The 10,842-nt window shown below is 68.0% G+C and carries 12 protein-coding genes; 7 read left to right on the top strand and 5 right to left on the bottom strand.

Annotation, left to right across the window (positions count from 1 at the left end):
- The 3 genes from CA983_RS32925 to CA983_RS32935 all read right to left on the bottom strand — a co-directional run.
- Positions 1–212: helix-turn-helix domain-containing protein (locus CA983_RS32925; RefSeq protein ID WP_341866691.1), on the bottom strand; the 212-nt coding region annotated here is incomplete at its 3' end.
- A 75-nt stretch (positions 213–287) separates the two neighbouring features.
- The gene (locus CA983_RS32930) at positions 288–527 is read right to left on the bottom strand and encodes a transposase (protein WP_244207195.1); all 240 of its coding nucleotides are present in this window, start codon (positions 525–527) and stop codon (positions 288–290) included.
- 144 nt (positions 528–671) lie between these two features.
- Positions 672–1,595 (bottom strand): VOC family protein, encoded by a 924-nt coding sequence (locus tag CA983_RS32935; RefSeq protein WP_086604461.1) that lies wholly within the window; start codon positions 1,593–1,595, stop codon positions 672–674.
- Positions 1,596–1,947: 352 nt separating this feature from the next.
- Here CA983_RS32935 and CA983_RS32940 point away from each other — a divergent pair, with 352 nt between their 5' ends.
- From CA983_RS32940 to CA983_RS32955, 4 genes are all read left to right on the top strand, one after another.
- Entirely contained in the window at positions 1,948–2,238 is a 291-nt protein-coding gene (locus CA983_RS32940) for a hypothetical protein (protein WP_086604454.1), read from the top strand.
- A 223-nt stretch (positions 2,239–2,461) separates the two neighbouring features.
- Entirely contained in the window at positions 2,462–3,556 is a 1,095-nt protein-coding gene (locus CA983_RS32945; RefSeq protein WP_086604455.1) for a DUF475 domain-containing protein, read from the top strand.
- Between the two features lie 213 nt (positions 3,557–3,769).
- Positions 3,770–4,240 carry a hypothetical protein gene (locus CA983_RS32950; protein ID WP_086604456.1) on the top strand — a complete coding sequence of 157 codons (471 nt, stop codon included), beginning with the start codon at positions 3,770–3,772 and terminating at the stop codon, positions 4,238–4,240.
- A 338-nt stretch (positions 4,241–4,578) separates the two neighbouring features.
- The gene (locus tag CA983_RS32955; protein WP_143645609.1) at positions 4,579–5,523 is read left to right on the top strand and encodes a hypothetical protein; all 945 of its coding nucleotides are present in this window, start codon (positions 4,579–4,581) and stop codon (positions 5,521–5,523) included.
- Positions 5,524–5,959: 436 nt separating this feature from the next.
- Here the strand turns inward: CA983_RS32955 and CA983_RS32965 are convergent, their stop codons facing one another.
- Together CA983_RS32965 and CA983_RS45415 are read right to left on the bottom strand one after the other, a co-directional pair.
- Positions 5,960–6,838 (bottom strand): aldo/keto reductase, encoded by an 879-nt coding sequence (locus tag CA983_RS32965; RefSeq protein WP_086604462.1) that lies wholly within the window; start codon positions 6,836–6,838, stop codon positions 5,960–5,962.
- 574 nt (positions 6,839–7,412) lie between these two features.
- On the bottom strand, positions 7,413–8,066 hold the full coding sequence (locus CA983_RS45415; RefSeq protein WP_107500304.1) for a TetR/AcrR family transcriptional regulator: 654 nt from the start codon (positions 8,064–8,066) through the stop codon (positions 7,413–7,415).
- Between the two features lie 155 nt (positions 8,067–8,221).
- Here CA983_RS45415 and CA983_RS32975 point away from each other — a divergent pair, with 155 nt between their 5' ends.
- The 3 genes from CA983_RS32975 to CA983_RS32985 all read left to right on the top strand — a co-directional run.
- On the top strand, positions 8,222–9,292 hold the full coding sequence (locus CA983_RS32975; protein ID WP_158101915.1) for an alpha/beta fold hydrolase: 1,071 nt from the start codon (positions 8,222–8,224) through the stop codon (positions 9,290–9,292).
- 42 nt (positions 9,293–9,334) lie between these two features.
- Positions 9,335–10,318: an MBL fold metallo-hydrolase gene (locus CA983_RS32980; protein ID WP_086604459.1), complete on the top strand. Its 984-nt coding sequence runs from the start codon at positions 9,335–9,337 to the stop codon at positions 10,316–10,318.
- A 37-nt stretch (positions 10,319–10,355) separates the two neighbouring features.
- Positions 10,356–10,842, top strand: a 487-nt coding sequence (locus CA983_RS32985) for a fumarylacetoacetate hydrolase family protein (protein ID WP_143645610.1), incomplete at its 3' end; no start/stop codon positions are given.

Genomic DNA, 10,842 nt, shown 5'->3' on the forward strand with positions numbered 1-10,842 from the left:
ATCTCGTTGAACCGGTGGATCACATCCCGGACCGTGTCCTCATCGGCCTGCACCAACTTCGAGATCACCGGCACCCGGTTCCCGCCGGCCGAGGCCAGTAGCATCATCGCGCGCCGGTACCGCACCGAACTGGTGCTGCCCCGGCGCACGATCTGCTGCAGCTTTTGCCCCTCCTGGTCGGTCAACCTACGCACACGGACAGGCTCAGCCACCACACCCCCAGCAGTCGGATCGGACGTCAACGCACATCCAACCGCCCGGACGACCGCCCCGGCGAACCTTCCCGGTCAGAGCACTAGCATCACGCGGTGGCAGTAGCCCTCCGGCCGCCCGCCCCGCCCCTGCAGCCATGCGGGGACCAGCAGCAGCGGCCGGATGACCTGCCACTCCGCCTCCGTCATATCGGAGCCGTAACACCGCCCGCGGTCCGGTCCGTCCGCCGCGTTGCCGAACCTGTGCGCGAGACAGTCACACGCCGGAGACGGCGCGTTGGACTCCACGGGCGCGAGCGCGAAAGACTGCGGCAACAGGGCCTCCTGGGACTGATCGGACGGGATCGCACCCCCGAACTACCAAGAGGCCCTGCCTTCATGCACCGCTCCTGCCGCGATCACCCGATCAGGAACCCTGTTCGACCAGACAAGTCCGTTGAGCGGTAAGCGGAAGCCTTCTCAGATCTCCCGGAAGATCAGAGCTGCACCGAGAGCTTCTTTGGCCGGAACGAAGAGCTCCCCTCGGGCCGTCTCGCGTACTGGCAGTCCGGACTCTGCAAGCAGCGCACGCACCCGAGCGATGTCAGGGACGGCAACTGTGCAGGCGACAAGCGCCGGGAGCGCGGGCGCAGCCTCACCCGGCAGCAGATCACGGAGGTCGGCCTCGGCCAGGAGGGTAACCGGCCCCTCTGTGGAGATCGTCCGGCCCAGATACCGCGCGTACCGCTCGCGAACCAAGGGGAGTTGTCCGTCAGGTACGCACAGCACCGCCTCGACGATGTCCTGGGCGCCGTTGGGGTGGTCGAGGTGACGGGTGTGCTGGAATGTCGGGTCCAAGTCGGCAACGACGCCGACCCGGCCTTCCGGTGCACCGTCGATCTCCAGGTAGCGGACGGGTTCCGTGCGCACGCCGTTGGGGGTCTCGACCGGTCGGCCGACGGTGTTCACCCCTCCGTGTTCGACACCGGCCGCAGCGAGCCGGTTCCCCGTGCCGTCGACGTCCGGCGAGGAGAACATCAGGATGTGGAGCCCTTCGAAGCGATCACACCATCCGGCAAGCTGGGCGCTGGTCGCCTCGATCCGCGACAGGACCAGGGGGAGCTTTTCCGCAGGTGCCTGGAGCGGAACGATCCGCGCGTCAGGTGGCAGGCCCGCCATGTTCCCGGGCTTCACCGGGGTCACCAACTCAACGAAGCTCCGGGAGAGGTCGGCGTGGGCATTCGCTGCCCCGAAAGGCTCCGGCGCGGCACCTTCGCGGGGTGCCAGCGCCGGCACGCTGGGCGGCGGAACGTGAAATCCGAGCCGCCGGTAGAGCGCTATGGCCTGTGCCATGTCGCTGACGACGTGGCCGACGTGATGTAAGCGTGTGATGTCTTGAGGCATGACCTCACCGTAGGCCCACACACAGGAAGCTCGCAGAGCGGACCAGGGCAAGGTGACCCCCCGGATCGGACACGAAGGTACGGGCGGTTTGCTGTCTGTGACGTCGAAGGAATCGTTGACAGAGGAGAGCACTTCCGCCCCTGTGCCGACGGACGAAGCTGGTCCTCATTGCCCGAGGCAAACGAATGGGGAACGAAGAGCGACACTGGCCGTTTGTTGCTGAATCCCCACCTCTTGTTTGGGGGTGGGACGGACCTGCTCGCTGAGATTCCCCACCCACCCGTCGCCGTCACGCACACCCCCCTCGTGCGGTCCTGACCGGTGCGACACATCGAAGGACCTGCTTACCGTCATGACCACGGACCTGCGCGACGGAAGGCTGTTCCTGCCCAATCGAACAGTCCTGCTCGCAGACCCGGTGCACGACCGACTCGCGACCTATCCGAACTACCGCAACAGCAGGTGGCCACGCACCGCCAAACTCCCACCTGTTCCTGTCCCAGACCACCGCCTGCGGCGTGGACCCATCAGCACACTCTGGATCAACGACATCATCGGCATGCCCGCCCGCCGGCTCCGCGAGGACCGCTTCCTCCACGAGGCTGAGGCCACAGCGGGGATCCCCGCCGGATCTGCGACCTGATCGGCCTGACCGTCGGCCCGCGGCCCTGCGCTACACCTCCACCGTCGATCAGGCCGGCCTCGTCGAATACAGCCCACGCAACGCCGGGCCACGGCCGAACTCCCAAGGAAGTGAAGGCAGTTGAGTAGCATCCTCTATGTAGGATGGTCCCACTCACTAGGTCAATGTTTCGTAAAGTCAGGTGCGGCGCGGGGGAGCCCCGCACAAAACGATTGGGTAGCCAGTGCTTCTGAAAACGTTCGGCTGGTCGTTCGCGGTCACCGCGCTCGGCTTGGTCGCGGCGGCGTTATACGGGGGGTGGGCCGGCTTCGGGATCGTGGCGATCCTGTCCATCCTCGAGATCTCGGTGTCCTTCGACAACGCCGTGGTCAACGCCGGGATTCTGAAGAAGATGAATGCCTTCTGGCAGAAGATCTTCCTCACCATCGGCATCCTGATCGCGGTCTTCGGCATGCGCCTGGTCTTCCCGGTCGTGATCGTCGCCATCAGCGCCAAGATCGGTCCGATCGAAGCGGTGCGGCTCGCGTTCGACGACAAGGACAAGTACCAGCAGCTGGTGACCGACGCCCACCCGTCGATCGCCGCTTTCGGTGGCATGTTCCTGTTGATGATCTTCCTCGACTTCATCTTCGAGGACCGGGAGATCAAGTGGCTCGGCTGGCTGGAGCGTCCGCTCGCCAAGCTCGGCAAGGTCGACATGCTCTCCGTCTGCATCGCGCTCATCGTGCTGCTCGTCTCCGCGATGACCTTCGCCACCAACGCCCACCAGCACGGCGGCATCCATGTGGACAAGGCGGAGACCGTCCTGATCGCCGGTATCGCGGGCTTGATCACCTACCTGATCGTCGGCGGCCTCTCCGGCTACTTCGAGAACAAGCTCGAGGAAGAGGAGGAGCGCGAGCACGAGGCCGAGGAAGAGGCCAAGAGGAGCGGCAAGAAGGTCCCGGCGGTCGTGATGGCCGGCAAGGCCGCGTTCTTCATGTTCCTCTACCTGGAAGTCCTGGACGCGTCCTTCTCCTTCGACGGCGTCATCGCCGCCTTCGCCATCACCAACGACATCGTCCTGATGTCGCTCGGCCTCGGCATCGGCGCGATGTACGTCCGCTCGCTCACGGTCTACCTGGTCCGTCAGGGCACCCTCGACGACTACGTCTACCTGGAGCACGGCGCGCACTACGCGATCGGCGCCCTCGCCGTGATCCTGCTCGTCACCATCCAGTACGAGATCCACGAGGTCATCACGGGCCTCGTCGGGGTCGTCCTGATCGCCTGGTCCTTCTTCTCCTCGGTCCAGCGCAACCGCAGGCTAGTTGAATAAGTCCCCTGAGCTGGCCTTTGAGGGTGTCGAGGACGGCCTCGATCCACTGGCGGCCGCGGGCGAGGCGGTCCCGCCACACCTGTTGCGCTTGCTGAGACGCCATCCGCTTTCCGAACGTGATCGTTTGGTTCGGGCTGGGTGGGCATGAACTCCGGCTGGGAGCGGGAGAGATGGGCGTGGTTCGTCCGTTCGTCTCGCTTGTGGAGGTAGCTGGTGCCGTCGGTGCTCGGTCTGCTGGAGGCCCGGGAGAAGAAGGTCCGGGAAGAGGTGGCACGGTTGCGGGAGGAGGCCGAGCGGGTGCAGGCCGCCCTCGGTGAGGCAGAACGCACACTTCAGCGCCTTGCAGATGCCCGCGTGACGGTGGCCGAGGTGCTGGCCGGGCCCCCGTGTGCGGTCGTGGAGCCGGTGGTGAGTGCGGTGGCGGGGGCGGTTGTGCCCAGATGGGCCGAGGGGATGACAGCGTCGGTCCTGCCTGCCGACTACCAGCGGATCATGTCCGTGCTGGAATCGGATGCGGCCCGGGAGGGAATGCGGTGCCAGCAGCTGGCCGCGGCCCTGGGCCTTCAGGCGGTCCCGGCGAAGGTCGAGGGGCTGCGGTCGAAGGCGAAACGCCTGGTGGAGCGGGGGTGGGCGCTGCAGACGCGGCCGGGAGTGTTCACTCCGCTCGGGGCACCGGCCGGCTGAAGGCACCAGTGCGGAGTTGCTTGGCGTGGGTTGCGGCCGACCGCAGGACGAGGTTGTCCGAGGTCGTCGACGTCCGTCATCAGCTCGAAGAGCGCACCGAAGAGCTGGGGGCTGCCTGGGCCGCGAATCGCGAGCTCACTCGGGCACTCAACCAGCCTACGGCGTCCTCCCGTCACTGATTCGGCTACCGGCATTCCAGGCCGAATACGGACAGCGGTCCGGAATCCAGGTGCTCTGTGTTGGCGACTCGGGATATTTGACCCTGGTGAGGCGACCGAGCTTCGGTCATCTTTGCCAGAGCAAGCCCATGGCGTCCGCCTCGACCTCTGGAGAGTCCGGTGCAGCACAGAGCAACATTCATGAAAAGGCCTTATGCCTGGGTTGCGATGGTCGCCACCGCCATCGCCGTCGCGCTACTCGTACATCTGAGTCTCGGGTCCGCCAGCGCTGCGGGGTCGATCGCCGTGGAGCTGGACCCGAACGAAGAGATCATCGAGATCGTCGATGATGACGCGGCGTTCACTCTCGTCGCCGACCTGGTCAAGCTCGCCGCCGCCGAGGATGGTGACTCGGCTCCGGGGCCCAAGCCGGAGCCGCAGCCGGTGGGGCCCACCGACGAGGAAGTCGACGAGGTGTTCGCCAACCTCAACGCCGCTGTTGGCCAGCTCGGGTGGGATCTGACCCAACCGGCGCAGCGGACCAAGCTCGACGCCGAGGCACGCAAGATGCGCGACAACCTGGCTGCAAGGGGGATCTCCAAAGACGAACGGGGCGGTCTGAGCGGCGCCGACCTGAATACTCTCAAGGCCAACTTGGATGAGATCTACGCCACTCCGACGAAATGCAAGGGGCGTTGCCTTGCTTCCCCCGGCAAAAAGGCCGCGCGCACCCTTTTCATCACCTCACTGGGCATTCTCGGCACAGCCCTTACGCAAGTAGCCGCCGGTAAGTTCCGTACCGATGTCTTCGCGGTCGGCACCGTTCTCACAGTAGCGGCCTCGGTGGCCACCTACCTCTTCACGGTGCTCGACGACCTCCGGACAGCGCAGGCCGACGCAATCGCTGCCCGGAACAGGGTGGTGGCCAACCAAATGCTGATCGTCACCGCGCAGTTCCTCGCCGATCTGGTCAACGACGCCCAGCAGACGATCGCCGACTCCACGTTCGGTAGCGCGCGAACCTCGTTCTCCAGCGTCAGCAGCTACATGAGCGCCTTGGACGCGGACGTCCGGGACCTCGAGGCTGCCAGCACTGGGGGCTCTGACGGCGACCTCCGTCGCTGACAGGCCCGACTGCCGGATACCTCGACGGCCCGATTCAGACCGACACCGGCCCCGCGCACTGCCGCTGCCCCCTGTGGAACAGTGGCCGGTGCGCGGGGCCTCGGCATCTGAGCTGCACATTTCTGAGACGCCATCCGCTTATCGATCACGGGGCTGGCCTGTTCGAACAGGGTTCCTGATCGGGACCAAGCACCAGGAGGCCCTGTTGCCGCAGTTTTTTCGCGCTCGCGTGCGTGGAGTCCAACCCGCCTCCCCCGTCGTGTGACTGCCTCGCGCACAGGTTCGGCAACGCGGCAGACTGACCGAACCGCACCCCGAGCTATGTCTCCGACATGACGGAGGCGGAGTAGCAGGTCATCCACATCGGTGCTGCCCGGTCCCAACGCGAACCTGCGTGTTGCGTCAGCTATCAGCGCCCGGGCCCGGCTCGGTCCGCTCAGACGGCGTTGACGAGGTCCTCGTACGCGGTGTCGGAGAGCTGGACCCGAGCGGCGCCGATGTTTTCCTCCAGGTGGATCACCGAGGAGGTGCCGGGGATGGGCAGCATTACCGGGGAGCGGCGCAGCAGCCAGGCCAGCGCGAGCTGGGAGGGCGTCGCGCCGTACTCCTTGGCGGCGGTGTCGAGTGGCCCTCCCGGGCCGGCCAGCTGTCCGGTCGCCATGGGGAACCACGGGATGAAGCCGATGCCGTTGGCCTCCGCGTACTCCAGGACGTCCTCGTACTTGCGTTCGGTGAGGTTGTACATGTTCTGCACCGACACGATCTCGGTGATCGCCCGGGCCTCCTCCAGCTGGACCACGGACACCTCCGACAGGCCGATGTGCCGTATCTTGCCGGCAGCCCGCAGGTCGGCCAGCGCGCCCAGCTGGTCGGCGAGCGGCACCTGCGGGTCGATCCGGTGCAACTGGTACAGGTCGATCTGCTCCAGGCCGAGGTGGCGCAGGCTCAGCTCGACCTGCTGGCGCAGGTACTCCGGGCGTCCCAGCGGCGCCCACGCGTTGGGGCCCTGCCGGGACTGGCCGCCCTTGGTGGCGATGACCAGGTCATCCGCGTACGGGTGCAGCGCCTCGCGGATGATCTGTTCGCTGACGAAGGGGCCATAGACGTCGGCGGTGTCGATGAAAGTGACGCCCAGCTCGACCGCACGGCGCAGCACACGCACGCATTCGGCGCGATCGGCGGGCTCTCCCCAGACGCCAGGGCCGGTCAGGCGCATGGCGCCGAAGCCGAGACGGTTGACCGGCAGGTCGCCGCCGATCCGGAAGACACCGCTCTCGGCTGCGGGATGGTCGGCGGTTTCGGTCGCGTTGGTGATCACGTCGCGGATCCTCTTCTGGGTGAAGTGGTTGAACAGGTTCGCAGGACCGGGGGTGGCTCAGCTTCCGGCGCGGCGGGCCGTGCGTTGCCAAGGACTCGCTGGAGGCGTGGCCTTGGGGTCGATGCGTAGGGGATGGTGAGGCGGGAGGGCGGGAGACGGTCCCCTTGCGGGGAGTCGATGGGAGAACGCAGGGTCTTGGCTGGCCCGGCCCGTCTGTCTGCGGAAGGGCACGCCAGCCACTCCTGCTCGCGGCTTGCGCCCGCTCCGTGCCGGGCCCGGCGAGACCGACGGGGAGACAAACGGCATGGCGCAACCCCTCCGATGGCAGGCAAGGCATCGGCGCGCCACATAGGCAACGGAACCTCGCCCGCTCATTATATGCACGGATGATGCATGAATGCACTGCCAGTGCACGAACGGGCTCGGTGGGCTCCAGCATGAAACGGCCCGAGCCTGGCCACGGCTCTGGTGCCGCTCGTCGGCCGGGCCGTGCGCCGCGTTGCCGACGGGATCGCCGACCCCCGCCATCCTTGACTGGTGCGCGTTATTCGGCGACGGTCGCCCCGTGCCCTCAGCCCTGAGGCGTCGTCAGACCGTCGAGGATGAGGCTGAGTTTTGCCCGGAGCGCCGGGGCCAGGGCGAAGGGCTTGTCGTCGTGCTGGCGGGATTGGAGCCAGCGCTGGAGGGTGTCGGTGTAGCAGGCGCTGAGGGCTTCCGCGACGGTCTCCGGGGGGACTGTGGACCGGAAGTCACCGCCCTCCTGGCCGAAGCGGACGCTGTCGCGGATCGATTCGAAGACCGGGAAGGGGCTGTCGAAGGTCCCCAGTTCGCTCAGCCAGCCCGATGAGATGACGCGGGCCATTCTCGGGTCCTGTTCGTTCGCCTCGGCCAGGGCGTCCATCTGGAGTTCGAGCTGGCGGCGGGCGGGGGCGCGCTGAGCGCTGGCCTGCGCCAGCCGGGCAGTGACGAGTTCACGGCGCTCTGCCGCCCACACGTCGAGCATGTCGCGCTTGCGGGGGAAGTGATTGAAGACCGTGCGCCGCGCCAGGTCCGCGCGTTCCGCGATCTGGTCGATGGTCGTGGCGGCGTACCCCTGCTCCGTGAACAGTTCGAGGGCGGCGTCCAGGATCGCGGTGCGGAGCCTCTGGCGCTGCCGCTCCCTGCGGCCGGCCGGCCGCTCGGCCGGGTTGACGGCGTCTGTGGGGTCCGCGGGCGATCGGGTCACGGATGTCTCCTCGCTTCCAGTCGGCCGCCGGAGCACTCAAGGCGGTGAGCACATTATAGGTGCACTGTTGATGCATCAGTGCATCGCAATGCATACTCGCTTCTGCGGAAGGGCCCATGCGGCCCTCCGTGCCACTCAACTGGAGGGCCACACCCATGCCGTTCACCTTCTCCGTCGACCCCGCCGAACTCATCGAGGAGCGCACGCCCCAGTGGGTTCTGTCCGGTATCGATCCCGCCGTCCTGGACCAGATGTCCCGCCGCATCCGCGACCTGTGGGCGGACGGTCCCGGCGGCTGGGCACACGAGTGGTCTCTCCTCGCCGAGCAAGCCGAGAAGGACGGTGATGCCCTGCGCGCCAGTGGTCTGTACGGGATCGCGAAATTCCCCGTTCTCGGCAACGCCGCGCATGCCCGCGCGTACGACAACCATCTGCGCACCTTCCGGCAGGCTTCCGTGGGCTTCGAGGTGCCCTTCGAGCGGCAGGTGATCGGCGTGCGCTTCCGCGGCCAGGTCGCGCAGGTCCCCGTCCACCTCTACCTCCCCGAGAACCTGCCCGCCGACGCCCCGGTCGTCCTGGTCTTCAGCGGGGTGGACACCTGGAAGGCCGAGGTGCATCCCACCGCTGTCGCGACGGCGCAGATGGTCGGCGCCCGGGTGGCCACCGTCGACATGGCCGGCACCGGGGAGTCCCCGGTCGCCAACGGGCCCGACGGCGAGCAGTACATCGGCGGTGTCATCGACTGGCTGCGCCGCCGCTTCCCCGAGGCACGCCGGGTGGGCACCGTCGGCTTCAGCTTCGCCGGGCACTGGACGGTCAAACTGGCCCTGCTCGGGACAGTCGACGCCGCGGTCAGCATCGGCGGGCTCATCGACACCGCCTTCAGCCCCGAGGCCGTCGCCCGGCTCCGCTTCGGCATGCCCGGCATCTTCGGCAATTCCCTGCGTCTGGACGCCGAGCTCAGCCGTGCCGAACTCGCCGCCGCCATGGGCCCTTTCTCGCTGCGCGCCCAGGGGCTCCTGGACGACTGGGGCAGCGACCCCGTGCCGCTGCTGTACGTCAACGGAGCCGAGGACCAGCACATCCCGGCCGACGACGCCAAGCCGCTCGAAGCCCGCCCGAACACCGTCGTCCGCCTCGTCCCGAACGCCACCCACTGCGCTCTGCAGGAGGCGCAGGAGCTCATCCCCTGGAGCCTGCAGTGGCTCGGCGATCGCCTGGCCTGACCCACGACCACCACCGGACACTGCCTGACTGAAGGACCAGCCATGGCGACGCAGTACCAACCACCCGCAGCAGCCGCATCCGTGCCGGAACCCCGCAGCCTGTCCGGCGATCGGTCTGCGCATCTGGTGGAGGTCGCCTCCGGCGTTCACGCCTGGATTCAGCCCGACGGCAACTGGTGGCTCAACAACGCCGGCGCCGTCCTGGGCGAGGACGGCGCCGTGCTGATCGACACCTGCGCGACCGCGGAGCGCACCCGCGCCTTCCTGGCAGCCGTGGCCCACGTTTCGGGCCAGACGCCGCTCCTGGCGGCCGTCACCACCCACGCGCACGGTGACCACAGTCACGGCAACGCCCTGCTGCCCCGGTCCGTGCCGATCATCGCCCATCCGCAGACGCGCCAAGCGATCCTTGAGGACACGGTGCTGACCTCGCTGCCGCCGATCTGGTCGCCCGCACCGGACTGGGGCATCGCCCGGCACCGACCGCCGAACCTGGCCGTCAGCGACGAAACGACCGTGCACACCGGGGGCCGGCGGATCGAAATCCGCCACCCCGGATACGCCGCCCACACCCCCGGCGACCTGGTCGTCTGGCTCCCCGACGAACGCGTGCTGTTCGCCGGCGACCTGCTCTTCCACCAGGTCACCCCGCTGGTGTTCACCGGCTCGGTGGAGGGCGCCCTGCGCTCGCTGGACTGGCTCGCCGGATTCGGGGCGCAGACCGTCGTCCCGGGCCACGGGCCGCTGATCACCCGAGACGAGATCGACACCGCCCTCGACGCCCACGCCCGCTATTACCGCACCGTCCAGCGCATCGCCCGGGACGGCCGGGAGCGAGGGCTGCCCCCGCTGGAGGCTGCCCGCGGCTGCGACCTGGGTGCGTTCGCCGACTGGTCCGACCCCGAACGCATCCTGCTCAACCTGCACCGCGCCTACTGCGACGCGGACGGCACCACCCTCGACATCGAGGCGGCGTTCACCGACACCGTCACGTACCACGGCGGGCCCCTGCACTGCGCGCTCTGACCCGCCGCGCGCCCACGATCATCACCGGAGCCCCCTCATGCGTTTCGTCACCTACACCCACCCCGACGACGGCGAACGCGTCGGCGTCCTCGACGGCGACCTCATCCACGCCCTCGAACCGGGCCTGCGCCTGCTCGACCTTCTCGGCGACGACGGCGAACGACTCGGCGCCGCCGGCCGGCGTGCCCTCGCCGACCCCCGCCAGGTCCGCAAAGCGGGCGACGTCACGCTGCGGGCCCCCATCCCGCAACCGCCCACCGTCCGCGACTTCATGACCTTCGAGCAGCATGTCGAGGGCGTCGCGAAGCTCACCGATCCGCAGGCCACCATCCCCCCGCAGTGGTACGAGGCGCCCGCCTTCTACTTCACCAACCCCTACGCGATCATCGGCCCCGACGAACCGGTCCCGATCGCCCCCGGCAGCACCGCATTCGACCTCGAACTCGAAGTGGCCGCCGTCATCGGCCGCCCCGGCACCAGCCTCACGCCAGAACAGGCCGAAGCCCACATCGCCGGATACACCG

The organism is Streptomyces swartbergensis, from assembly GCF_002148965.1.
Taxonomy (GTDB): domain Bacteria; phylum Actinomycetota; class Actinomycetes; order Streptomycetales; family Streptomycetaceae; genus Streptomyces; species Streptomyces swartbergensis.

What these genes read in the sequence shown, in the direction of transcription:
- CA983_RS32980 (WP_086604459.1), top strand. Translation starts at nt 9,335, where the DNA reads ATGGCGACGCAGTACCAACCACCCGCAGCAGCCGCATCCGTGCCGGAA.
- CA983_RS32975 (WP_158101915.1), top strand. Translation starts at nt 8,222, where the DNA reads ATGCCGTTCACCTTCTCCGTCGACCCCGCCGAACTCATCGAGGAGCGC.
- CA983_RS32935 (WP_086604461.1), bottom strand. Translation starts at nt 1,595, where the DNA reads ATGCCTCAAGACATCACACGCTTACATCACGTCGGCCACGTCGTCAGC.
- CA983_RS32940 (WP_086604454.1), top strand. Translation starts at nt 1,948, where the DNA reads ATGACCACGGACCTGCGCGACGGAAGGCTGTTCCTGCCCAATCGAACA.